Source organism: Pseudomonas sp. AC112 (assembly GCF_979253545.1).
This window is the reverse complement of record NZ_CEEDCM010000001.1, coordinates 4,981,968-5,003,904: the sequence shown is the minus strand read 5'-3', so window position 1 is coordinate 5,003,904 and position 21,937 is coordinate 4,981,968. Positions and strand designations below refer to the sequence as shown.

The following is a 21,937-nucleotide window of genomic DNA, read 5'->3' as shown; positions in this document are numbered from 1 at the left end:
CGAGGGAATGTGGCAGCCAGGTGGTGAGGAGATGACAATTTGATGTCATCGATGGCCCATCACCTTATTGCGACGGGTGCCGTTTAGAGGTGGTCGCTTGCCTGCGATAGCGGTGGGTCAGACACTTCTGCTGTGACTGATACTCTGCCATCGCAGGCAAGCCAGCTCCTACAGGGGATCGGCGGTGGTCATGAGGTCTGTTTCACCAGTCCCTGCCCCGCCGCAACCGCCAGGATGTCTTGGGCAGGCACGTTGACCCAGGTGGTCGCATCAGGCATGCCTGCGGTGGCCAACCATCGGCCGACCATGTGGTGCCCCAGCGCATACCCCAGCCATTTGGGCTTGTCGCCGGTGCCAAAGAACCAGGCGCTGTGATCGTAGTGGTTCGCTGCCAGTTCAGTCATATTCACCGGGGCCGCCTGCAAGGCTTCAAGGCTCAGCGCCCTCTCCCACGGCTCCGGCTCGCTGCCCAGTGCATGCTGCACAAACTGCCCGGCCAGGCCTTCACTGATCAGCGCCTCCCCCAGCGTCCAGCCGTACCCCGGCCCGGCCATGCGCAGGCAATGGTGCACCTCGTGCACGATATGCCGGCGCACAGCCCCGCTCTCAAGGCTGGCGGCGAAGTTCGGGTTGTCGGGATCCAGGGTCAGCGAGAACATCGTGCTGCGATACGCACGCCCGACCAGGCCAAGCTCAGCGATGGTTTCGCCGGGCAGGCGTTGGAGGAGCACATCCAGGCGCGGCGCCGGCAGGCATCGGGAAATGGCCTGGTAGGCGATGTCGAATTCTTGCGTCAGTGCCTGGCGAAACGCCGCCAGGGAACCCGAAGCTTCCAGCCAATGCAGTGTCCATGCGTCCATTCTTACCTCTCGTCGTCCAAACCGGGTTCCATCACGGCAGCGGCTCATCATACCGTTGAGCTGTCACATCCATGGGTCAGTTTAAAAGCAGCGCAGCAAAATCCGCCCACTAACCTTTCGATTCGATCCAAGTGCGGGCACAATGCGTGTCCTTTTTTGGCAGGCACCGCCGCAGGCTCTCAAAAATGATCAAAACGCCGTACTACCTCATCGATAAACAGAAGCTTCTGGTCAACATGCAGAAGATTGCTTACGTGCGCGAACAGTCCGGCGCCAAGGCTCTGCTGGCGCTCAAGTGCTTTGCCACCTGGTCGGTGTTCGACCTGATGCAGCAATACATGGACGGCACCACCTCGTCGTCGTTGTATGAGCTCAAGCTCGGCCGCCAGAAGTTCGAAGGCGAGGCGCACGCCTACAGCGTGGCCTGGGCCGACGACGAAATCGAAGAAATGCTGGATAACTGCGACAAGATCATCTTCAACTCCATCAGCCAGCTGCAGCGTTTTGCCGAACGCTCCGAAGGCAAGACCCGCGGCCTGCGCGTCAACCCACAGGTGAGCAGCTCCGACTACCTGCTGGCCGACCCGGCGCGTCCGTTCAGCCGCCTGGGCGAATGGGACCCGGTGAAGATCGAAGGCGTGATCGAGCAGATCTCCGGCTTCATGTTCCACAACAACTGCGAGAACGGCGATTTCAGCCTGTTCGACAAGATGCTCGGCACCATCGAAGAACGCTTCGGCGCGCTGCTGCACAAGGTCGAGTGGGTCAGCCTCGGCGGCGGCATCCACTTCACCGGTGAAGACTACGCGGTGGACGCGTTCTGCGCGCGCTTGAAAGCCTTCTCCGAAAAATACGGCGTACAGGTGTACCTGGAACCCGGCGAAGCGGCGATCACCAACAGCGCCTCCCTGGAAGTCACCGTGCTCGACACGCTCTATAACGGCAAGAACCTCGCCGTGGTCGACAGCTCCATCGAAGCCCACCTGCTGGACCTGCTGATCTACCGCCTCAACGCCAAGCTGGCGCCGAGCGATGGCGAACACACTGTGATGGTGTGCGGCAAATCCTGCCTGGCCGGGGACATCTTCGGCGAGTACCAATTTGATCGTCCGCTGGCCATCGGCGATCGGCTGTCGTTCATCGACACCGCAGGCTACACCATGGTCAAGAAAAACTGGTTCAACGGCCTGAAAATGCCGTCCATCGTAGTGAAACAACTCGACGGTACAGTCGAGATGGTTCGTGAATTTGGTTACGACGACTACCTGTCCAGCCTTTCGTAAGCTGGCGGATAAAGGAGAGATAAAGCAATTGAAAAAGAACGTTCTTATCATTGGTGCAGGAGGTGTCGCCAAGGTGGTGGCCCACAAGTGCGCGCAGCACAACGACGAACTCGGTCGTATTGCTATCGCGTCGCGCAACATCTCCAAATGCCAGGCCATCATCGACAGCGTCAAGGCCAAGGGTAGCCTCAAGGTTCCCGCCGATATCCAAGCCTTCGCGCTGAACGCCCTGGACGTGGAAGCGACCAAGGCCCTGATCCGCGAGACCGAATCGCAGATCGTCATCAACGTCGGCTCCGCGTTCCTCAACATGTCGGTCCTGCGGGCCTGCATCGACACCGGCGTTGCGTACCTCGACACCGCCATCCACGAAGAGCCGGGCAAGGTCTGCGAGACCCCGCCGTGGTACGGCAACTACGAGTGGAACCACCTGGAAGAGTGCAAACAGAAGAACATCACCGCCATCCTTGGCGTGGGCTTCGACCCGGGTGTCGTCAACGCGTATGCCGCGCTGGCGCAGCAACAGCATTTCGACCGCATTGATTCGATCGACATTCTCGACGTCAATGCCGGCTCCCATGGCAAATACTTCGCCACCAACTTTGACCCGGAAATCAACTTCCGCGAATTCACCGGACAGGTGTGGAGCTGGCAGAACAGCCAGTGGACCAGCAACACCATGTTCGAAGTCAAACGCACCGACGACCTGCCAGTCGTGGGTTCGCAGAACCTCTACCTCACCGGCCACGATGAAGTGCACTCGCTGTCGAAAAACCTCGACGTGCCCAACGTGCGTTTCTGGATGAGCTTCGGCGAACACTACATCAACGTGTTCACCGTGCTGAAAAACCTCGGCCTGCTCTCCGAAAAACCGGTGACCACCGCCGAAGGCCTGGAAGTCGTGCCGCTGAAACTGGTCAAGGCCGTGCTGCCCGACCCGTCTTCGCTCGCGCCTGGCTACACCGGCAAGACCTGCATCGGCGACCTGGTCAAAGGCACCAAAAATGGCCAGCCCCACGAGATGTTCATCTACAACGTGGCGTGCCATGAAGAAGCCTTTGCCGAGACCGACAGCCAGGGCATCTCCTACACCGCTGGCGTTCCACCGGTTGCCGCTGCGCTGCTGGTTGCCCGTGGCGAGTGGGACGTGAAGCACATGGCCAACGTCGAGGAACTGCCGGCTGAGCCGTTCCTGAAAGCGCTGGATGTGATGGGGTTGCCGACTCGCATTAAAGACGAGAACGGTGATCGTGCGTGGGATGCGATTGCCTGATTAGGCGATAGCGACCCGAACAAAAAAATGCGCCTCCAGGGGCGCATTTTTTGTTGGACGGGGTTTTGCTCTAATGCCAAGCAGTTAAGCGCAATACAACCTCTGTTGTGAGCGGGCTTGCCCCGCGCTGGGCTGCGAAGCGGCCATAACTCGGCTCACGCGTTCGTCCAGGAAGCGCACAGTTGTCTGGCTTTGGGACCGCTTCGCAGCCCAGCGCGGGGCAAGCCCGCTCACCACAAGAATGTGGCTGCCTGTCGTTTCCTTAACTGACTGGCATCAGAGCAAGCCCCCTTCCACATGGCTCATTGCTGTGTTCAGAGATTTCCCACAAGGCTTTCAGGTTGTCTCTGGGAACTTCGCTGGCTAACCTCCTTTCCGTCGCTGTCCATTCAGCGGCCGGATTTGACCGTCCGACCTTGTTAACGAACTGCTACGCCCTGCACCCGTCTTAGGCGTTTTTTTGTGCCTGAGGTATTGTGTCGCGGCAGTTGTGCGCGGGATACCTTCGGGTATGCCGGGTTCGTTGACAACCGGTCGGTCAACCCGCGTACAGCTGCCACCCTCTTCGTTTGACCGCGAACGCTGGCGGCTCCACTTGTCAACGGAGTTCCACCATGATCAAAGACAGTCCCAATCCCCCAGCAACTCCCTTCACCCTCCGCCCCGAACTGGGCAGCGAAACCCTGCTGGCCAATGCCTCGCAAGACCTGGCCTGCCTCAACGACATCGCCGCCCATCTCGCCTTTGAAGTCGAGGGTGCTCAACGCAATGTAGCGCTGGGTATCTGCCGCATGCTTGAAGGTGTGCAATTGTTGGTAGACAAAGCGTTGGATCAGACTCATCCGGCGGCCTGATCGAACAACACACTCGAAACCAATGAAGCTCAACTGTGGGAGCTGGCTTGCCTGCGATAGCGATCTGTCAGTGCCGAATGTATTAGCTGATCCACCGCCATCGCCGGCAAGCCGGCTCCTACAGTTGATCTGCAGCGGATGTGAGAGTGGAGTTATTCGAGGTTCCGTGCCGAATTGCTCAACGCCCTCGAACACTGCAACAACGCCGGCGCCAGCTGCCGCTCGGCATCCGCCCTGCTCCACCGACTGGTCGGTGCCACCACATGCACCGCTGCCACCGGGCGGCCATTGGCGCCCAGCACTGGCGCACCGATGGTCATGTCGCCCAGGAACAGCTCCTGGCCGTTCACTGCATAGCCCTGTTCGCGTACCTGTTGCAACGACTCCAGGATCTTGTCGACTTCAGTCAATGTCTGGCTGGTGTGCGCAATGCGCTGGCTGTTCTCGATCAACACCAGCGCTTCCTCCTGCGGCAACGCGCTCAGATAGGCGCGTCCCGACGCCGTGCAATACATCGGCACCCGCGAGCCGATCGGCATGTGCACGGGCACGAAGCCCGAGCTGACGAAACGCGCGATGTAGGTCATGTCGTAGCCCGCAGGCTCGGTAAGGCACGACGTCTCGCCGGTCAACCGCGTCAGCTCCGACAGAAACGGGTTGGCCACCTCGATCAACGAATGCGCATCCAAGTAACTGAAGCCCAACTCCAGCACCCGGGGGGTGAGTTGGTAATGCCGTGTGCGGGAGTGTTTCCGAAGGTAACCCAGGCTTTCGAGGGTAAACACCATGCGCTGGGCCGAGCTTTTGGTCATGCCGGCGGCCTCGGCCACCTCTGCAAGGCTCATGCTGCGGCGCTGGGCGCTGAATGCCTTGAGCACCGACAGGCCTTTTTCCAGGGATTGGTTGTGCAGACTGTTGCGTTCTTCGGACATGGCGGACTCGCGGTCAGGTCGATCAGGCGTGGCGATATTTCTACCTCAAATCACAAAAATAGACCACTTAATATCGCATACCGATACGAATGGTTCATTTTGTCGATTTTCTATACTGATATACGATTTTTACCAATCGAAATGGCACAGAGCTTGCGATTTCATCGGCAGCCGCTCGCGGTACTGACTTTCCGTTTTCCTTCTGGAGTAACCCGATGAACAGTCTTTCGCCCTTGTTTCGCCGCCTTGCCTTCGGTCTCTGTGCCACGTTGTGCGTCAGCGTTGTGCACGCCGAGAGTGCGTCCTCGTACAAAGTCGGTGCGACGGCCAGTGGTTCGCCGTTTACCTTCCTCGACATCAAGAGCAACAGCATCCAGGGCGTGATGGTTGATGTGGCAGAGGCCGTGGGCAAGGCCGGTGGTTTCACCAGCCAGATCGAGCAGACCAACTTCGCCGCGCTGATCCCCTCCCTCACGTCCGGCAAGCTCGACTTCATTTCCGCCGGCATGCTCAAGACTGAAGCGCGCACCAAAGTGGTCGACTTCAGCGCCCCGGTGTATGCCTACGGTGAAGGCCTGATCATCAATGCCGACGACAACACGGCCTACCCCGATCTCACGCCCCTCAAGGACCAAGTGGTCGGCGTGCAGGCCGGCACCGTCTTCTACGACCAGTTGAACAAGCTCGGGATCTTCAAGGAGATCCGCACCTATGACTCCATCGGCGAGATGGTCCGCGACCTGTCCCTGGGCCGCATCAAGGCCGCCGTGGGAGACCAGCCCGTGGTGGCCTACCAGATCCGCCAGAAACTGTTCAAAGGCGTGAAACTGGCCCCCGACTACAAGCCCACCAACGTCGGCGAAGTGTGCCTGGTGGTGCGCAAGGGCGATGCGCAGACCCTCGAACGCTTGAATACAGCCATCGCCAGCATCAAGGCGGATGGCACCCTCGACAGCATCCTCAAGAAGTGGGGACTTGATACCCAGGTGCGCCCATGAACCCGGCGGAGTTCCTGCAAAACGCCCAGGACTTTTTGCCGATCCTGCTGCAAGGCGCCTGGGTGACGATCCAGATCACCGTGCTGTCCTTCCTGCTCAGCAGCGCCATCGGCCTGGTGCTGGCGTTGCTCAAGCTGTCGCCGATCCGTGCGCTGTCATGGACCGCGAGCACCATCATCAACGTGATCCGTGGCCTGCCGATCATTGTGCAGCTGTTCTACATCTACTTCGTGCTGCCCGACATGGGCGTGCACCTCACCGCGTTCTACGCGGGCGTGATCGGCATGGGCATCGCCTACTCTGCGTACCAGGCCGAGAACTTCCGCACCGGCATCATTGCCGTCGAACAGGGCCAGCGTGAAGCCGCCGAAGCCTTGGGGATGCGCTCGGCGCTGATGATGCGCCGGGTGATCCTGCCGCAAGCGTTTCGCATCGCCCTGCCGCCGTATGGCAACACCCTGGTGATGATGCTCAAGGACTCGTCGCTGGTCTCCACCATCACCGTCGCCGAGATGACCCGCCAGGGCCAGCTGATTGCGTCGTCGACCTTCCAGAACATGACCGTCTACACCCTGGTCGCCCTGCTCTACCTGCTGATGAGCCTGCCGCTGGTGTATGGCCTACGCCGCATGGAACAGCACCTGGGCCGGAGGAAAAAAGCATGATCGAGATTCGCCAACTGCAAAAACACTACGGCAGCCACCGCGTGCTGCACGGTGTCGACCTGGACGTGGCCAAGGGTGAAGTGGTGTGCCTGATCGGCCCCTCGGGCTCGGGCAAATCCACCCTGCTGCGCTGCATCAACGCGCTGGAGGCCTATGACGGCGGACACATCCACGTGTTCGGCGAAACCGTACAGCGCGCCAGCAAGACCGTGCACGCCCTGCGCAGCCGCATGGGCATGGTGTTCCAGCGCTTCAACCTGTTCCCTCATCGCACCGTGCTGGAAAACGTCATGGAAGGCCCGGTGTATGTCAAAGGCGAACCGCCCAAGCAGGCCCGCGAAGAAGCCCTGGTGCTGCTGGAAAAAGTCGGCCTGAGCGCCAAGGCCGATGCGTACCCGGAGCAACTCTCCGGCGGCCAGCAACAACGCGTGGCCATCGCCCGCGCCCTGGCGATGAAACCCGAAGCCATGCTGTTCGACGAACCCACCTCGGCCCTCGACCCGGAACTGGTCGGTGATGTACTGGCGGTGATGCGCACCCTGGCGGATGAGGGCATGACCATGATCGTCGTTACCCACGAGATGGGCTTTGCCCGCGAAGTGGCCGACCGCGTGTGCTTCCTGCACGGCGGCTATATCGTCGAAAGCGGCGCGGCCGAGCACGTGCTGGGCAACCCGCAACATCCGCGTACCCAGGACTTTTTGCGACGGGTGCTGCACCCCACTGGCGATACGCGGAGCCTGTCATGAAGTCATTGTGGTCGGCGACTGCGCCTTCGGTGGTGCCGACGCCTGCGTTGAGCGAATCGGTGAAGGTGGACGTGGCGATTGTCGGTGCCGGCTATACCGGCCTATCGACGGCGCTGCACCTGGCCGAACGCGGCGCGAGCGTGTGCGTGCTGGAAGCCAACGAGCCGGGCTGGGGTGCGTCCGGGCGCAACGGTGGGCAGGTCAACCCCACGCTCAAATACGACCCTGAACAACTGGTGCAGATGTACGGACCGGAGCGCGCCGAGCCGTTGATCTCGACCGTGTCGAATTCGGCCGACCTGGTGTTCAGGCTGATCGAAAAACATGGCATTGATTGCGCGCCGGTACGCAAAGGCTGGATGCAGGTGTCCTACAGCGAAAAAGGCGTCGCCGGGCTGCACGCACGGGCGGATCAGTGGGCCCGGCGCGGTGTGCCGGTGCAGCGCCTGGAGGCGGCGGCGGTGGCTTCGCGCATGGGCAGTGACGCATTTGCCGGCGGTTGGCTGGATGGCCGCGCCGGTGCAATTCAGCCGTTGGCCTATGCCCGTGGATTGGTGGGCGCGGCGCTGGCAGCGGGTGTGCGGGTTCATGGGCAAAGCGCAGTGACGGACGTGCAACGCCAGGGTTCGGGCTGGCAGTTGCAGACGGCCGGCGGCGCACAGGTGAGCGCCGATCAAGTGGTCCTCGCAACCAATGGCTACAGCGGCAACCTGTGGCCGGGCATGGCGCAGAGCATCCTCGCGGCGAACAGTTTTATCGTCGCCACCAAACCCTTGAGTGGGCGCGCGGCGGACAGCATCTTGCCGGGCCAGGAGACCGTCTCCACCGCACAAAGGCTGCTGCTGTACTTTCGCAAAGACAGCCATGGCCGCTTGCTGATGGGCGGGCGCGGGCTGTTCAACGACCCCACTTCACCCACGGATTTCGCCCACTTGGAACGCTCGCTGGCGTTGCTGTTTCCGCAATTGGGACGGTTGGAATTCGAGTATCGCTGGGCCGGGCGTATCGCAATCACTCGCGACTTCATGCCCCATGTGCACCAGCCTGCGCCGGGGCTGACCTTGGCGCTGGGCTGCAATGGCCGGGGGATCGCACTGTGTACCAGCCTGGGGCAGCAACTGGCGGGCAAGTTGTGTGACAGCCAGGCGGAGTTCGCCTACCCGGTGACGCCGCTGCAGCGCTTGCCGATGCACGGGTTACAGCGGTTCTATATTGGGGCGGGTGTGGCGTGGTACAGCTTGTTGGATCGGCTCAATGTGAGCTGAACACGGCCCCCATATGGGAGCCGGCTTGCCCGCGATGGCGGTGTGTCAGCCACGGGATGTGCTAGCTGATGGACCGCTTTCGCAGGCAAGCCAGCTCCCACACTGGGTCTGCTTTTTTCTGGAAGACCGAGTGTTCAATATTCCTCCCCCTCATCGCCCCTGATCCTGGCGGCGAGCGCCTGGGCAATGGACTTCGCTTTTACGATAGCTTCATCGCTGTACACGAAGGAAATTTCGCCACGGCGGTAGTCGAAATAGTAAGCCTGTTGGGTCGTGGGGGAGGTCCAATACGCGGTCTGGTTACCACTCATGGAAATGGTCGCGCCCGTGGTGGGATTAACGGCCGTCACTTCATCCTGCAACTCCATTGAAGGGTCATCGGCGCACAGCGCGCGCCATTCTTCAAATGCGATTAGGTTGCTTTGCGTACGAGCGATATGCAGTTCATAGGCCATGACGAGATCCATTGGAGTAGCGATTGAAAATCCTGGGCTGCAGCCTATCACTGGCCGCCTGCATTCGCACTTCTCGGAAACGTTCGATCAGCGTTTCAGGTTGTGAGTCGATAACCGCAATTATGGCCGGGGCCTTGTTTCTGATGCTCGATCTGTTCGTAAAACCGCGCAAAGCCTGATGGTTTTTTGGGGTGGGGATTGCGGTAATCGCCATCAAAACACCGACCACCCAATCCGCTCACTCAACAACTCCAACGCCTTCATCCCCGCCAGTGAATTCCCCGCTGCATTCAGTTCCGGCGACCACACGCACACCGTGAACTGCCCCGGTACCACCGCGACGATCCCGCCGCCGACCCCGCTTTTGCCCGGCAACCCCACGCGGTAGGCAAAATTGCCCGCCTCGTCATACAGCCCACTGGTGGCCATGATGGAGTTGACTTGCTTGGTCTGCCGCGCGGTCAACACCTGTTCGCCGCTGTGGGCGCTCACGCCTTCGTTGGCCAGGAAGCTGAAGGCCCTGGCCAAGTCCAGGCAGCTCATCTGCAGCGCGCAGTAGTTGAAGTAGCTGTGCAGCACCGCGTCCACGTCATTGTGGAAGTTGCCGAAGGATTTCATCAGGTAGGCCATGGCCGCGTTGCGCGCGCCGTGCTGGGCTTCGGACTCGGCGACGACGCTGTTGACCAGGATCTGCGGGTTACCCGACAGGCGCCGGACGAAGTCGCGCATTGATAAAATCGGCACGGCGAAACGCGATTGGTTGATGTCGCAGATCACCAGCGCGCCGGCATTGATAAATGGATTGCGTGGACGGCCGCGTTCGAATTCCAGTTGCACCATGGAGTTGAACGGTTGCCCCGAAGGCTCGTGGCCCAGGCGTTCCCAGATGGTTTCGCCACCGTGGTCGATGGCCTGCACCAGGCTGAACACCTTGGAGATGCTCTGCACCGAGAACAGCGTGTCGGCATCACCGGCGCAATAGGCCGAGCCGTCGTTGCCGTACACGGCGATCCCGAGTTGGTTGGCGGGCACGTGAGCCAGCGCGGGGATGTAGTCGGCGACTTTGCCGAGGCCGATCAGGGGGCGCACTTCGTCGAGGATCGACGAGAGCATCGCCTGCATGTCTTGTCCTGTCATCTGTCTTTGAATCGGTGGTAAGCGGGCCGCGGAGGATACTTCAATGCGCGCGGAAGCCCCACACAATCTCTACCACCCGCTCGGCAACCACCAGGTAAAACACAATCAACAATAACTGCAGCGCCAAGTGATAACGCAGCTTGGCGAGCCGGCGGATGCCGTCACTGACGTTCAAGAGCATCAGCAGCGTGGACAGGATGATCAGGCCCCAGCCGGCCACGCTGGAGGCGAACACGCCGATGAACAAGTCACGCTGCCCAAGCAACGTGTTGGTCCCCGCCGCAAACAGCAGTGCACACACCAGCAGGTTTTTCACGTTGTCGAAAATCTGCGTGCTCAGATCGTTTTCCAACAACGCCATATACCGTTTCCATAACGTGCGCATGGCAAGTACCGGGTAGGGATCGCTCGTCAATCAAAGTAGTCCAATTGCCCGTACACTGCACCGTTGCGCTTACTCCACGAGGACTTTTGCATGAAATTGATGATCGGCCTGGCCGCCCTGCTGCTGGTATCGGCCTGCTCCACCGCCTCCCACCCTACTCCGCCCGCCCAGGATGCCACGGCGTCCGAATGCCTGGCCGGTGGTGGCACCATGAAGCAAGTCGGCAAGTTGCAGAGCTGGAAATGCATTACGCCGTACAAGGACGCGGGCAAGGCCTGTACTGATTCGAGCCAGTGCGAAGGCGAGTGCCAGACCAGCGTCACCACCCAGTCCGGCAACGGCCCGGTGACGGGCGCGTGTCAGGTGGACAACGGGCACTTCGGCTGCTCGGCGACGGTGGAGAAAGGTCAGTTGGGCCGGGCGATCTGCGTGGACTGACTCACAATCCTGTAGGAGCCGGCTTGCCGGCGAAGGCGGCCTGACAGCTGGCCTGGATGTTGGATCTGATCGAGTACATATCCGTTATTTGGGTAACGGCTGCTAATGGTTCCGCCCTTACGGCGGGTCACTTTCGAAAAGCGCGAAAGTAACCAAAGCGCTCTTGCCCCAACACTCGGCACCTCGCTTAGGCTCGGTGTGCCCGTAATCCGACAGGTATTTGGGGGGCCGCCGCCACGCGCCATCCATGGCGCGGGGCGGCTAAACCGGCATCCCTGCCGGTTTACCCCCCAAATCCCTGTCGAATTCCGGCCAGCGTGTTTGATGGGGCGCTTAAGATCAAAAGCCAGATCAACATCAAGAGCGGCTCGCTTCGCATCGTAGTTAGCGGGGCGGGGCTAGCGTTTAGAAATGCGCCACATCCGACACCCGTTCATCCAGCACGTCCCGCGCCAGTGCCCACGCCTGGTCCTTGGACTCCACCACCAGCAGCGGGTACCCCCAGGCCTTGCCGAACATTACCGCAAATGGCTTGAGCGCCAGGCGCTGCGCGGCACTGGGCTCTACCTGGATCATGCCTTTGACGTAGGTGCGCAGCGCCTGCTTGTTTTTCTTCATCCAGATCGATGCTTGCTTGCGTTCCTCGTGGGAGTGTTCGTGATTGTTTTCGTCCACGGACTTTTCGTGCAGCAGCAGGAAGGGTTGCTGGCGCGCCAGCAGGCTTTCGAAGACCCTGAAGGCATCCTCCTGCCCACCCTCGTTGGGTGCGTCAAACACGATTTTCACCACTGGGAATGTTGTGCTGTCGAGTCGCATGGCGGAGCTCCTTGTTGAGAATTGATCTCACTATAAGGGCCCGACCACTGGACGGCATTGCACAGAATAGCCAGACTGTTTCGCAATCCGGCCAACCTGCGAGACCCGTCATGAAGCACCACCGTCTGGACATGCGCGAACCGCTGATGGCCAAGGACGCCGATGTGTTCCCCCGCGCCGTGGTGGCGGTGGGCGCCACCAGTACGTCGGACACCTGGGAACATGCCCAGCACGCCCACCGCAAGGGTCAGTTGATGTACACCCTGCGCGGCGTGATCCATTGCGAGATCGAAGCGGGTATCTGGATCGTGCCACCGCAGTGCGCACTGTGGATTCCCGGCGGCACGTCCCATGCGGCGCGCGGGTCTGGCGAAGCGGAGGTGTATTGCCTGTTGATCGACCCCGACGCGGCGTGCGCCCTGCCCCCGCAATGCTGCACCCTGGCGGTGTCGGGCCTGCTGCATGAGCTGATCAGCAAGGCCGTGAGTTTCCCGCAGCTGTATGACGAACACGGCGCCCAGGGGCGTTTGATCAATACCCTGCTGGATGAGCTGGCCGCCGCGCCCGTTGAAGCCTTGCACCTGCCCATGCCCCAGGACCCGCGCTTGCGCCGCCTGGCCAACAGCCTGTTGGCCGAGCCGGCGGACAAGGCGACCCTCGGCCAATGGGCGGTGCGCATCGGCATGAGTGAACGCAGCATGACGCGCCTGCTGCTGGAGGAAATGGGCCTGAGCTTCGGCCGCTGGCGCAGGCAATTGCATGTAATCCTGTCGTTGCAGCGCCTCGCCAAGGGCCAGAGCGTGCAAACGGTCGCGCTGGACCTGGGTTACGAGAACGCCAGCGGCTTTATAACCATGTTCCGCAAGGCCGTGGGGCAGCCGCCGGCGCGCTACCTGGCGGACCGCGCCGGGGTGTTCAGCCCGCCCCCAGGCGCTATCGCGCTAAAGGAGCCCCGGCACGAGTAGCGGCGGCACAAACGCGGTGACTTGCGGCAACGGCTGGTCCCACTTCACCACGTCCACCGTGGCCGTCTGCGCCGAGCAGCCCTGGGACAGGCTGGAGGCGCCGACATCGGCAGTGATCATGTTGGGGTTGCCGTGCTTGTCCAGGCTGTTGCGCTGCCCTGGCGTCTGCGGGTCGAACCAGGCGCCGGTGGCGATCTGCACCACCCCCGGACGGATGTCATGGGAGACAACCACCCCGGCCAGGAATGCCCCCCGTCCATTGAACACCTTGACCACATCACCGTTGCCAATGCCCCGCGCACGCGCATCGTCCGCGTTGATGGTCAGCGGCTCGCGCTGCTGGATCTTCGACGCACGGCTGTAGCTGCCGTGGTCGTACTGGCTGTGCAGGCGTGTCTTCGGCTGGTTCGACAGCAGGTGCAGCGGGTAGTCCGGCACAGGCTTGTCCAACCACACCGGATGGCCTGGGCAGTCGGCATAACCAAAGCTCGCAATGCGTTCGGAAAACAGCTCGATCCGCCCCGAGGGCGTGGGCAAGGGATGGGCGAGCGGATCGTCACGAAAGGCCTTGAGCAGCACTGTATCGGTGTCGGGATAGGCCACTTCGAACACGCCGTCACGCCAGAACCGATCGTAGTCCGGCAGCTCGATGCCCTGTTCTTCAGCGCGCCCACGGGACTCGTCGTAGATAAAACGCAGCCACTGCCCGGCGTCACGGCCTTCGGTGAAGGTGTCGGCAAACCCCAGGCGCGCGGCGATGTCAGCAAAGATCGAGTAGTCATCCCGCGCCTCGCCGACCGGTGCAATGGCTTGCTGCATCGCCAGCATGAACCGGTCCGACGCCGAACTGCCAATATCGTTGCGCTCCAGGGCGGTCGTGGCCGGCAGTACGATATCGGAATACTTGGCCTGGGCGGTCCAGTACTGTTCGTGGACGATCAGGGTGCGCGGTTTCTTCCAGGCCTCCAGCAAGCGATTGAGGTCCTGGTGATGGTGGAAAATATTGCCACCAGCCCAGTACACCAGGTGAATATCCGGATACGCCTGGCGTTTGCCGTTGTAGTCGAATTCGGCGCCGGGGTTGAGCAGCATGTCAGTGATGCGCGCCACCGGAATGAACGCCTTCACCGGGTTGAGCCCCTGGGAAAACCTTGGCCCGGAGAAGCCTTTGCGGCCGCTGCCGGTGTTGTTCATGCAGCCGTAGCCCAGGCCAAAGCCGCCGCCGGGCAAGCCGATCTGCCCGAGCAGCGCCGCCAGGGTTACGGTCATCCAGAAGGGCTGCTCGCCGTGCACCGAGCGCTGCAGGGAATAGGCGATGTTGATCATCGTCCGCTGGCGGCCCATGCGCCGGGCGAGGTCGATGATCTGCTGCGCGGGGATATCCGTCAGTGCCTCTGCCCACGCGGGGTCTTTCGGTTGACCATCAGTGTCGCCGAGCAGATAGCCGCGAAAGCGGTCGTAACCCACGGTGTATTGCTGAATGAACGACTCGTGGTGCAGGCCTTCCGTCACCAGCACATGGGCCAGCGCCAGCATCAATGCGGTGTCGCTGCCGGGGCGGATCGGTAGCCATTGGTTCAGGGCCGGGCCGCTCAGGTCATCGCGCAACGGGCTCACATTGACGAACTGCACGCCAGCCGCCGACATCGCCGCCAACGCCTCGGTCAGCAGGTGATCGCTGGCGCCACCGGGGCTGGTCTGGGCGTTCTTGGCCGGCAGCCCGCCAAACGCCACGAACAGCTCACAGTGTTCGGCGAGGTTTTTCCAGGAGGTGTGCGCCGCCAGCAGCCAGTCCATATTGCCGACGATATGCGGCATCAACACCCGCCCGGCACCGAGGCTGTAGCTGTCGGTGCTGGCGACATAGCCGCCGAACTGGTTGAGAAAACGGTGCAACTGGCTTTGTGCATGGTGAAAACGCCCGGCGCTGCCCCAGCCGTAGCTGCCACCGTAGATCGCCTGGTTGCCGTGTTCGGCCTTGACCTTTTTCAGTTCACGGGCGACCAGGTCCAGGGCCACCGCCCAGGAGACCTCGACAAACGGCTCCTGGCCCCGCAGTTCGGGGTGCGAGCCGGGCTCGGCCAAATAACTGCGGCGCACGGCAGGCCGCAAGATCCGCGTCGGCGAGGTGATGGCGTCGGGGATTGACGCACCGATGGGCGACGGGTCTTTGTCCCAGTCCACCGGCGTCATCGCCTGCAACTTGCCATCGACGACCTGCGGACGATAGGCGCCCCAGTGCAACGAAGTGAAGGTCATGGCTACCAGTTTTCTCCCAGCCCGAGCAGGCCCAGTATCTGCCGCCGCAGGTCCACCAAGTAAGGATCATCCCGGTGCCGAGGATACGGCCGATCGATGCTCAATTGCGCCTGGATTTTTGCCGGACGGTCGCTGAACACGATCACGCGGTTGGCCAGCAGCAAGGCTTCTTCCACATCGTGGGTGACCAGCAAGGCCGTGTAGCCCTGGCGCTGCCACAGGTCGATCAACTCTTTTTGCAGGGTGATGCGGGTCAGGGAGTCGAGCTTGCCCAAGGGCTCGTCGAGGATCAGCAAGCGCGGCTGGTTGACCAGCGCGCGGGCCAGGGCCACGCGCTGCGCCATGCCGCCGGAGAGCTGCCGTGGATACGCCCGGGCGAACTGGCTGAGGCCGACCTTCTCCAGGGCTTCGTCGACCTTGGCCGAATAGGTCTTGAGCAGGCCCTGGGCTTCCAGGCCGACAGCGACGTTGTCCCACACCCGGCGCCACGGGTACAGGGTCGGGTCCTGGAACACCACGACGCGGCTCGGGTCCGGCCCGGTGATGGCTTCACCGTCGGCCAGCAATCGTCCCGAATCCGCCGGTTCCAAACCGGCCACCAGGCGCAGCAAGGTGGATTTGCCGCAGCCCGAAGGCCCGAGCAGCGCCACGAACTCTCCGGGCGCCACGTCCAGGGAAACCCGCTCCAGCACCGGCAGGTGCTGACCGTCCAGGGCAAAGCCATGGCTGAGGTTGTCTATGCGCAGCGCCAAACCTTCCGACGCCGATTCCACGTGTGCCAGGGCTACCATTTCATCGATCCTTTCTGCCAGGCCAGCAACCGATCACGCACCAGGAACAACCCTGTGATCAACCCCGAGCAGGCGAGTGCCATGATCAGCAAGGCGGCGTACATATTCGCGTAGGCGGCCCAACCCTGGGCCCACTGCAGGTACCAGCCGATGCCGGATTTGACCCCCATCATTTCAGCCACCACCAGGGTCGAAAACGACGCACCCAGGCCCATGAACACGCCGACAAATACGTGAGGCAACGCCGCCGGAATCGCCACCTTGAAAATCAGGAAGCCTTGCTTGGCGCCAAGGGTGCGGGCCACGTCGTAATAGGCTTTGTCCACGCTCGACACACCGGACCAGGTGAGCACCGTGACCGGAAACCAAGTGGCCAGGGCGATCAGGAACACGCTGGCGCTCCAGCTACTGGGGAACAGGAAAAAACACAGCGGCAACAACGCCGTCGACGGCACCGGACCCAGGATGCGCAGCACCGGGTGCAGCCAATAACCGATGCGCGTGGACCAACCGATGGCCACACCGGCAATAAACCCGGTAATCGCGCCCAGGGCCACGCCCGAGCCCAGCAGCAATGCCGAATGCAACAGGCTGTCGGCCAGCCGTGCGTAGTCTTCGATGTACACCGCCAGCAAGGCCTGGGGTGGCGCAAAAAACGGCACCGGCAACAACGCCAGCTTGGCGGTGAGCAACTCCCAGACGCCCAGCAGCAGTGGCAAGGCAATCAGCCAGGGGCCGGCATTGCGCAGGCGCAGGCCCAGCTTTGGCACCGTGCGTCCCAGCAGGCTCAGCCCGATGAACAGTGCGGCGACAGCCACGCACAGCGTGGCCAGGCCTTGGGTCATCGGCCAGTTGCGCGTCGCGTTGGGCCAGTAACTGATCAACAGCGCGACGGCCAGCCAGGCCGTCACCACAGCTGCGCCCTGCCACCCGACCTTCAGGGTCAGCGGCGGGTTGAGGGTCGTTGCGTCAGCTGAAGACATCGGCGGTGATCTCCTTGGCGAACTCCAGCGGATCGGTGCTCTTGCTGATCACTTCGACGGTTTTCAGGTCGGTCACGTAGGTGAGGATTTCCTGGGTCAGCGCCGCGCCCACCGCGTGATGGCCGTGGGTATGGTCGTGGAGGATCGCCTGCACTTCCTCCACCGAGGTGTTCAGCGCATGGGCCTGGAAGCCCTTGGCGACTTCCTCCGGGTGCTGCACGGAATAGTCGTGGGCTTCCAGAATCGCCTGGGTCAGCGCCGCGACCACACGCTTGTCTTCCCGCACCAACTTGCCGGTGACACCCACCACGCAGCAGCTGAGGTTGGCGTATTCCTCCACCAGGTTGGTGGACAGCTCACGCGCCACGCCGGACTTGATCAGGCGGTACATGAACGGGTCACTGCCGCTCACTGCCTGCACCTCGCCGCGCTCCAGCGCGGTGCCGAGCAAGTCCGCGGGGTACAGGCGCCACTCCACATCGCGCACCGGGTCGACACCGTGTTTTTTCAGCAGGATCGAGAAGAAATTACGGTCCGGGCTGGCCATGTCGGTCACGCCGATGGCCTTGCCCTTGAGGTCTTCGAGCTGGGTCACGCCGCCGTTCGCGGCACTGAGCAAACGCAGGCAGCCGCCATGGGTACCGGCGGTGAGCTTCACGTCAAAGCCCTGCTCCAGCGCCTTGAGCCAACGCAGCGCCATGCCCACGCCGGCATCGGCCTTGCCGGTGGCAATGGCTTCGAGCAGCACTTCGGTAGAGTTGCCGAAATTGACTAACTCCACGTCCAGGTTGTGCTTGGTAAAGAAGCCCTGGCCGTGGGCGATCACGACCGGGGCCAGGCACACGGCATTGAGGTTGACCGCCAGTTTCAACTTGCGTGGTGCATCCAGGCGGATGAACTCGCCGGTACCGGCGGGTTCCGGTGAAGTATTGTGGCCGGCGTGTTCATCGGCGGCGAAGCCCAGGCGTGGCAGCGACAGGCCGGCCAGGGTGATGCCGGCCAGGCCGAGCAGGCGGCGGCGGGTAAAATGATCGAAGTCAGCCATGCAAAATATCCCTTTTATCAACTCAGTAATAAAGCCGGTGAGCAGCCCTTCTGTGGTGAGCGGGCTTGCCCCGCGCTGGGCTGCGAAGCAGCCCTAATCCGGCCACCTCGTTTTACCTGCGAGAACACAGCGGCCGTCATGGGGCCGCTTCGCGCCCCAGCGCGGGGCAAGCCCGCTCACCACAACTGCCCGCTCATCACATCAGATGAACAGCCACTCAAGCCTGCAGCCCAGCCAGGCCCAGGTGCTCGCGCAGCGTCGACCCTTCGTAGGCAGTGCGGAACAAGCCCTTGCGCTGCAAATGCGGAATCACGCTCTCGACAAACTCGGTGAACGAGCCCGGCAGATACCCCGGAGAAATCACAAACCCGTCGCAGCCGCCCTGCTCGAACAGCTCGGCCAACTGGTCGGCAACCTGCGCGCCGGTGCCCACCAATTGCGGCACGCGCACGCTGCTGGCGAAGATGCGCCCGAGTTGTTCCAGGGTGGTTTCCGAGCCTTGCATCATGAGCTTTTCCGCCGCAGCCGGGTGGATCAGTGGCGACTGCGCGATCTCGGCCAAGGTCGCCGAAAGTGGGAATGGCGACAGGTCCACATTCAACTGCGAGGCCAGTGTCACCAGCCCCAGCTCCGGACGGGCCAGCGCATTGTGCTGATCGCGCTTGGCGCGGGCCTCGGCTTCGCTGCCGCCAATGAACGGCATCACCGCCGTGAGTACCTTGCAGCTGTCGGCGTCACGGCCTTGCTGCACCACCTGGGCGCGCACGTCATCGCGGAACGCGCGCATCGCCGCCAAGTGCGGATGAATGGTGAAAATCGCCTCGGCCCAACGCGCACCAAAGCGCCGGCCACGTCCGGAAGAGCCGGCCTGGATCAGCACCGGTCGGCCTTGGGGTGTGCGGGGGATATTCAGCGGGCCTTCCACCCTGAACCACTCGCCCTGGTGCTGCACCGAACGGATCAGTTCCGGGTCCGCCAGCACGCCGCTCTCGCGGTCCAGCTTCAGTGCGTCCTTGCCCCAGCTGCTCCACAGCTTCAGCGCGACTTCGACAAACTCATCGGCGCGGTCATAACGCAGGTCATGCTCCAGGTGCTTGTCCTTGCCGAACAGACGCCCTTCGCTGTCGTTCATCGAGGTGACGATATTCCACGCCGCGCGGCCCTTGGACAGGTGGTCGAGGGTGGCAAACTCACGCGCGATGTGCGCCGGTTCGTAATAGGTGGTGGAGCGCGTCGCGCCCAAGCCCAACTTGCTGGTCTTGCCCACCAGGTAAGAGAGGATCGGCAACGGATCGAGGCGCGTGGCGTCCTGGGCGCCGTAGCGCAAGGCGAACTCGCGGGAGCCGCCCATCTGGTCGCCCACAGCCAGGCGGTCGGCGAAGAACAGGAAGTCGAACAACCCCTCCTCCACCACCTTGGCCACCCGTGCGTAGTACTCAGGGTCGAGGTAATTGCCAACCGTTTCAGGGTGGCGCCATACCGCATGGCTGTGCACCACCGGCCCACTCAACAGGAACGCGGATAAATGGATTTGGCGGCTCATGGCTTGGGCGTCCACACGGTGATGGCGCTGACCTTCAACGGCTTGGGAATCAGCTTGGCGGCGTAGTAGGTGTCGGCGATGCGTTGTTGCTCGGCGAGGTTTTCCAGCCTGACCGGGATGATGTCGTAGCTGCGGCGGCTATTGGCGCGCTCCACTGTGGCCGGGGCGATATTGCCCCACAGCGGGCCGAGGATGTCGGCGGCTTCCTTGGGATGGGCCTTCACCCATTGGCCGGTCTCGCGCAAGGTGTCGAAGGTCACCTGCAACACGTCCGGGTGGGCCTTGGCGAACGTTGTCGTCGCCAAGTAGAAACGGTTGTAGTCGGCCAGGCCGTCCTTGCCGTCGGCGATCACACGCACGTGGTGATCCAATTGTTGAGTGGCGAGGAACGGGTCCCAGATCACCCAGGCGTCGACGCTGCCATTGGCGAAGGCAGCCCCGCCGTCCGGAGCTTCCAGGTAACGCGGGGTGATATCGGCCAGGGTCAGCCCGGCTTTTTTCAGCGCGGATATCAGCAGGTAGTTGCTGCCCGAGCCCTTGGACACCGCGACAGTCTTACCCTTGAGGTCGGCGATGCTATGGATCGGCGATTGGTCTTGGACGATGATCGCCTGGGCGCCCGGCGATGAGTTTTCCTGGGCGTAGTAGGTCAGCGGTGCATCGGCGGCCTGGGTGAATAGCGCGAAGGCGTCGGCCACATCCGCATGCAGGTCGACGCTGCCGGCGTTCAGCGAGCTGAGCAGGCCAGTGCTGAACTCGTGCCAGTTCACCGTGAACCCCAGGGGCTTGAGGCGCGGCTCCAATTGGCCATTTTGCTTGAGCAGGATCCACAGCGTGGATGAGCGCTGGTAGCTGATGTCCAGGGTTTGCTCGGCATGGGCCGCCGCCGCGGCGAACAGCAGGCTGGCGGCGGCGATTAGTTTTTTGAACGTCATGGGAGGCCTTGGCGTGGAAGAAATGAAGGGAGCTGCATATGCCAAAAAACCGCGTAAGGCCTGGCAGTAAAGTTGATTCGATTATATTAATGATGAGCAATGATGAAAGAATCTTATAATTCTATGGTTATGCCCAATTCATAGGCGAGCGGGAAAAGCGTCCTAAGCTCAGATCGAAAGAGTATTTAACGAATAGTTTTTAGAACCTTAAGCTCGGTCCTATTTCGTCAGAGATCGAGCACGCCATGTCCATACGTCGTCCCCTCGCCGCTGTATTAGGGTTCCTGGCCTTTTCCGTCGCCGTGAGCGCCGAGGCCCAGGAAACCGTGCGCATCGGTTACCAGAAATCCTCGACCCTGATCACCCTGCTGAAAACCCAGGGCACCCTGGAAAAAGCCCTCAAGGCCGACAACATCGACGTGAGCTGGCACGAGTTCCCCAGCGGCCTGCCGCTGCTCGAAGCGCTGAACGTGGGCAACGTCGACATCAGCGCCGACGTGGCCGACACCGTGCCGATCTTCGCTCAGGCCGCCCAGGCCAAGCTCACCTACTTCGCCCAGGAAGCGCCCTCGCCTTCGGCCCAAGCGATCGTGGTGCGCAACGACTCTCCGATCCAGCAATTGGCGGACCTCAAGGGCAAGAAAATCGCCGTGACCAAGGCAGCCGGCACGCACTACCTGCTAATCGCCGCACTGGCCAAGGCAGGCCTGGCATTTTCGGATATAGAGCCGGCCTACCTGTCACCCGCCGACGGCCGCGCAGCCTTCGAAAACAACAAGGTCGACGCCTGGGTCACCTGGGAACCCTTCCTCACCAGCGTGCAGCGCCAACTGCCAACACGCACCCTGGCGGACGGCGCAGGGCTGGCCAGCTACAAGCGCTACTACCTGACGGGTACGCCGTACGCCAAGGCCCACCCGCAAGTGTTGAACGTGGTGTACGCGCAACTGGAAAAGACCGGCCAATGGGTGAAAACCCACCCACAAGACGCAGCCAAAATACTTGGCCCGCTGTGGGGCAACCTGGATGTCGCGACGGTTGAGGCAGCCAATGCGCACCGCAGCTATCAAGTGCAGCCTGTGACGATTGATCAGTTGGGCGAACAACAGAAAATCGCCGATGCGTTCTTCAAGGCGGGGTTATTGCCCAAGGCCGTGGATGCCAAGGATGTACAGACCTGGAAGCCTTGAGGCAGCCATTGTAGGAGCTGGCTTGCCGGCGAAAGCGCTGGGTCAGCCGCTTTTCCGTTGCTGATCTACCGCTATCGCCGGCAAGCCGGCTCCTACAGGGGGCGTCATTCGCAGGC

At 62.0% G+C, this 21,937-nt stretch carries 22 protein-coding genes; 10 read left to right on the top strand and 12 right to left on the bottom strand.

From position 1 onward, the window contains the following. Window positions 1-188: 188 nt before the first annotated feature. Window positions 189-860, bottom strand: a complete 672-nt coding sequence (locus AC0IYN_RS23305; RefSeq protein WP_406599895.1) for a DUF2268 domain-containing putative Zn-dependent protease — start codon at window positions 858-860, stop codon at window positions 189-191. A 185-nt stretch (window positions 861-1,045) separates the two neighbouring features. Between AC0IYN_RS23305 and AC0IYN_RS23300 the strand changes: the two genes are divergently transcribed. The 3 genes from AC0IYN_RS23300 (at window position 1,046) to AC0IYN_RS23290 (ending at window position 4,270) form a co-directional block, all read left to right on the top strand. Then, complete coding sequence (locus AC0IYN_RS23300) at window positions 1,046-2,143, top strand: carboxynorspermidine decarboxylase (RefSeq protein ID WP_471843438.1); 1,098 nt, start codon at window positions 1,046-1,048, stop codon at window positions 2,141-2,143. Between the two features lie 28 nt (window positions 2,144-2,171). Next, entirely contained in the window at window positions 2,172-3,416 is a 1,245-nt protein-coding gene (locus AC0IYN_RS23295) for a saccharopine dehydrogenase family protein (RefSeq protein WP_078048885.1), read from the top strand. Window positions 3,417-4,030: 614 nt separating this feature from the next. After that, window positions 4,031-4,270 (top strand): DUF6124 family protein, encoded by a 240-nt coding sequence (locus AC0IYN_RS23290; protein WP_457267215.1) that lies wholly within the window; start codon window positions 4,031-4,033, stop codon window positions 4,268-4,270. 152 nt (window positions 4,271-4,422) lie between these two features. Here AC0IYN_RS23290 and AC0IYN_RS23285 read toward each other — a convergent pair whose 3' ends face one another. Then, window positions 4,423-5,202 carry an IclR family transcriptional regulator gene (locus tag AC0IYN_RS23285; protein WP_078048886.1) on the bottom strand — a complete coding sequence of 260 codons (780 nt, stop codon included), beginning with the start codon at window positions 5,200-5,202 and terminating at the stop codon, window positions 4,423-4,425. A 215-nt stretch (window positions 5,203-5,417) separates the two neighbouring features. Between AC0IYN_RS23285 and AC0IYN_RS23280 the strand changes: the two genes are divergently transcribed. Genes AC0IYN_RS23280 through AC0IYN_RS23265 form a run of 4 tightly spaced genes read left to right on the top strand, consistent with a single transcriptional unit; the run spans window position 5,418 to window position 8,879 of the window. After that, window positions 5,418-6,200, top strand: coding sequence for an ABC transporter substrate-binding protein (locus tag AC0IYN_RS23280; RefSeq protein ID WP_458375441.1), 783 nt, complete (start codon window positions 5,418-5,420; stop codon window positions 6,198-6,200). Next, a complete protein-coding gene (locus AC0IYN_RS23275) occupies window positions 6,197-6,865 on the top strand; it encodes an amino acid ABC transporter permease (protein WP_034106261.1) in 669 nt (222 codons plus the stop codon). The genes AC0IYN_RS23280 and AC0IYN_RS23275 overlap by 4 nt, the downstream gene beginning before the upstream one ends. Next, window positions 6,862-7,614 carry an amino acid ABC transporter ATP-binding protein gene (locus tag AC0IYN_RS23270; RefSeq protein WP_099491775.1) on the top strand — a complete coding sequence of 251 codons (753 nt, stop codon included), beginning with the start codon at window positions 6,862-6,864 and terminating at the stop codon, window positions 7,612-7,614. Before AC0IYN_RS23275 ends, AC0IYN_RS23270 begins: the two co-directional genes overlap by 4 nt. Beyond that, window positions 7,611-8,879 carry an NAD(P)/FAD-dependent oxidoreductase gene (locus AC0IYN_RS23265; RefSeq protein ID WP_406599975.1) on the top strand — a complete coding sequence of 423 codons (1,269 nt, stop codon included), beginning with the start codon at window positions 7,611-7,613 and terminating at the stop codon, window positions 8,877-8,879. Before AC0IYN_RS23270 ends, AC0IYN_RS23265 begins: the two co-directional genes overlap by 4 nt. A 134-nt stretch (window positions 8,880-9,013) precedes the next feature. On the opposite strand, the gene AC0IYN_RS23260 is transcribed toward AC0IYN_RS23265, so the two are convergent. The 3 genes from AC0IYN_RS23260 to AC0IYN_RS23250 all read right to left on the bottom strand — a co-directional run bounded on the left by AC0IYN_RS23260 (window position 9,014) and on the right by AC0IYN_RS23250 (window position 10,856). Next, entirely contained in the window at window positions 9,014-9,334 is a 321-nt protein-coding gene (locus tag AC0IYN_RS23260) for a hypothetical protein (protein WP_406599974.1), read from the bottom strand. 213 nt (window positions 9,335-9,547) lie between these two features. Further along, complete coding sequence (gene glsB / locus AC0IYN_RS23255; RefSeq protein ID WP_457267217.1) at window positions 9,548-10,456, bottom strand: glutaminase B; 909 nt, start codon at window positions 10,454-10,456, stop codon at window positions 9,548-9,550. 55 nt (window positions 10,457-10,511) lie between these two features. Then, a complete protein-coding gene (locus AC0IYN_RS23250) occupies window positions 10,512-10,856 on the bottom strand; it encodes a hypothetical protein (RefSeq protein ID WP_078048890.1) in 345 nt (114 codons plus the stop codon). Window positions 10,857-10,946: 90 nt separating this feature from the next. On the opposite strand from AC0IYN_RS23250, the gene AC0IYN_RS23245 reads away from it, so the two are divergent. Beyond that, window positions 10,947-11,294, top strand: a complete 348-nt coding sequence (locus AC0IYN_RS23245) for a hypothetical protein (RefSeq protein ID WP_078048891.1) — start codon at window positions 10,947-10,949, stop codon at window positions 11,292-11,294. A 405-nt stretch (window positions 11,295-11,699) separates the two neighbouring features. On the opposite strand, the gene AC0IYN_RS23240 is transcribed toward AC0IYN_RS23245, so the two are convergent. Beyond that, complete coding sequence (locus tag AC0IYN_RS23240; RefSeq protein ID WP_406599959.1) at window positions 11,700-12,110, bottom strand: hypothetical protein; 411 nt, start codon at window positions 12,108-12,110, stop codon at window positions 11,700-11,702. Between the two features lie 110 nt (window positions 12,111-12,220). On the opposite strand from AC0IYN_RS23240, the gene AC0IYN_RS23235 reads away from it, so the two are divergent. After that, window positions 12,221-13,075 carry an AraC family transcriptional regulator gene (locus AC0IYN_RS23235; RefSeq protein ID WP_406599960.1) on the top strand — a complete coding sequence of 285 codons (855 nt, stop codon included), beginning with the start codon at window positions 12,221-12,223 and terminating at the stop codon, window positions 13,073-13,075. On the opposite strand, the gene AC0IYN_RS23230 is transcribed toward AC0IYN_RS23235, so the two are convergent. The 6 genes from AC0IYN_RS23230 to AC0IYN_RS23205 all read right to left on the bottom strand — a co-directional run bounded on the left by AC0IYN_RS23230 (window position 13,052) and on the right by AC0IYN_RS23205 (window position 20,631). Then, window positions 13,052-15,334: a molybdopterin guanine dinucleotide-containing S/N-oxide reductase gene (locus AC0IYN_RS23230; RefSeq protein ID WP_457239492.1), complete on the bottom strand. Its 2,283-nt coding sequence runs from the start codon at window positions 15,332-15,334 to the stop codon at window positions 13,052-13,054. The two genes, AC0IYN_RS23235 and AC0IYN_RS23230, sit on opposite strands and share 24 nt — an antisense overlap. A 2-nt stretch (window positions 15,335-15,336) precedes the next feature. Further along, on the bottom strand, window positions 15,337-16,125 hold the full coding sequence (locus AC0IYN_RS23225; RefSeq protein WP_471843430.1) for an ABC transporter ATP-binding protein: 789 nt from the start codon (window positions 16,123-16,125) through the stop codon (window positions 15,337-15,339). Then, complete coding sequence (locus tag AC0IYN_RS23220; RefSeq protein WP_457239490.1) at window positions 16,119-17,108, bottom strand: ABC transporter permease; 990 nt, start codon at window positions 17,106-17,108, stop codon at window positions 16,119-16,121. The genes AC0IYN_RS23225 and AC0IYN_RS23220 overlap by 7 nt, the downstream gene beginning before the upstream one ends. Further along, window positions 17,095-18,153, bottom strand: coding sequence for an ABC transporter substrate-binding protein (locus AC0IYN_RS23215; protein WP_471843428.1), 1,059 nt, complete (start codon window positions 18,151-18,153; stop codon window positions 17,095-17,097). The genes AC0IYN_RS23220 and AC0IYN_RS23215 overlap by 14 nt, the downstream gene beginning before the upstream one ends. Before the next feature lie 217 nt (window positions 18,154-18,370). Continuing rightward, a complete protein-coding gene (locus AC0IYN_RS23210; protein ID WP_406599965.1) occupies window positions 18,371-19,696 on the bottom strand; it encodes an LLM class flavin-dependent oxidoreductase in 1,326 nt (441 codons plus the stop codon). Further along, window positions 19,693-20,631: an aliphatic sulfonate ABC transporter substrate-binding protein gene (locus tag AC0IYN_RS23205; RefSeq protein WP_471843426.1), complete on the bottom strand. Its 939-nt coding sequence runs from the start codon at window positions 20,629-20,631 to the stop codon at window positions 19,693-19,695. Before AC0IYN_RS23205 ends, AC0IYN_RS23210 begins: the two co-directional genes overlap by 4 nt. A gap of 245 nt (window positions 20,632-20,876) precedes the next feature. On the opposite strand from AC0IYN_RS23205, the gene AC0IYN_RS23200 reads away from it, so the two are divergent. Next, window positions 20,877-21,821 carry an aliphatic sulfonate ABC transporter substrate-binding protein gene (locus tag AC0IYN_RS23200; RefSeq protein ID WP_471843424.1) on the top strand — a complete coding sequence of 315 codons (945 nt, stop codon included), beginning with the start codon at window positions 20,877-20,879 and terminating at the stop codon, window positions 21,819-21,821. Window positions 21,822-21,937: the final 116 nt, after the last annotated feature.

Coding starts and splice junctions, on each gene's coding strand:
- AC0IYN_RS23305 (WP_406599895.1), bottom strand. CDS start 860: ATGGACGCATGGACACTGCATTGGCTGGAAGCTTCGGGTTCCCTGGCG.
- AC0IYN_RS23300 (WP_471843438.1), top strand. CDS start 1,046: ATGATCAAAACGCCGTACTACCTCATCGATAAACAGAAGCTTCTGGTC.
- AC0IYN_RS23290 (WP_457267215.1), top strand. CDS start 4,031: ATGATCAAAGACAGTCCCAATCCCCCAGCAACTCCCTTCACCCTCCGC.
- AC0IYN_RS23285 (WP_078048886.1), bottom strand. CDS start 5,202: ATGTCCGAAGAACGCAACAGTCTGCACAACCAATCCCTGGAAAAAGGC.
- AC0IYN_RS23280 (WP_458375441.1), top strand. CDS start 5,418: ATGAACAGTCTTTCGCCCTTGTTTCGCCGCCTTGCCTTCGGTCTCTGT.
- AC0IYN_RS23275 (WP_034106261.1), top strand. CDS start 6,197: ATGAACCCGGCGGAGTTCCTGCAAAACGCCCAGGACTTTTTGCCGATC.
- AC0IYN_RS23270 (WP_099491775.1), top strand. CDS start 6,862: ATGATCGAGATTCGCCAACTGCAAAAACACTACGGCAGCCACCGCGTG.
- AC0IYN_RS23265 (WP_406599975.1), top strand. CDS start 7,611: ATGAAGTCATTGTGGTCGGCGACTGCGCCTTCGGTGGTGCCGACGCCT.
- AC0IYN_RS23260 (WP_406599974.1), bottom strand. CDS start 9,334: ATGGCCTATGAACTGCATATCGCTCGTACGCAAAGCAACCTAATCGCA.
- glsB (WP_457267217.1), bottom strand. CDS start 10,456: ATGCAGGCGATGCTCTCGTCGATCCTCGACGAAGTGCGCCCCCTGATC.
- AC0IYN_RS23250 (WP_078048890.1), bottom strand. CDS start 10,856: ATGCGCACGTTATGGAAACGGTATATGGCGTTGTTGGAAAACGATCTG.
- AC0IYN_RS23245 (WP_078048891.1), top strand. CDS start 10,947: ATGAAATTGATGATCGGCCTGGCCGCCCTGCTGCTGGTATCGGCCTGC.
- AC0IYN_RS23240 (WP_406599959.1), bottom strand. CDS start 12,110: ATGCGACTCGACAGCACAACATTCCCAGTGGTGAAAATCGTGTTTGAC.
- AC0IYN_RS23235 (WP_406599960.1), top strand. CDS start 12,221: ATGAAGCACCACCGTCTGGACATGCGCGAACCGCTGATGGCCAAGGAC.
- AC0IYN_RS23230 (WP_457239492.1), bottom strand. CDS start 15,334: ATGACCTTCACTTCGTTGCACTGGGGCGCCTATCGTCCGCAGGTCGTC.
- AC0IYN_RS23225 (WP_471843430.1), bottom strand. CDS start 16,125: ATGGTAGCCCTGGCACACGTGGAATCGGCGTCGGAAGGTTTGGCGCTG.
- AC0IYN_RS23220 (WP_457239490.1), bottom strand. CDS start 17,108: ATGTCTTCAGCTGACGCAACGACCCTCAACCCGCCGCTGACCCTGAAG.
- AC0IYN_RS23215 (WP_471843428.1), bottom strand. CDS start 18,153: ATGGCTGACTTCGATCATTTTACCCGCCGCCGCCTGCTCGGCCTGGCC.
- AC0IYN_RS23210 (WP_406599965.1), bottom strand. CDS start 19,696: ATGAGCCGCCAAATCCATTTATCCGCGTTCCTGTTGAGTGGGCCGGTG.
- AC0IYN_RS23205 (WP_471843426.1), bottom strand. CDS start 20,631: ATGACGTTCAAAAAACTAATCGCCGCCGCCAGCCTGCTGTTCGCCGCG.
- AC0IYN_RS23200 (WP_471843424.1), top strand. CDS start 20,877: ATGTCCATACGTCGTCCCCTCGCCGCTGTATTAGGGTTCCTGGCCTTT.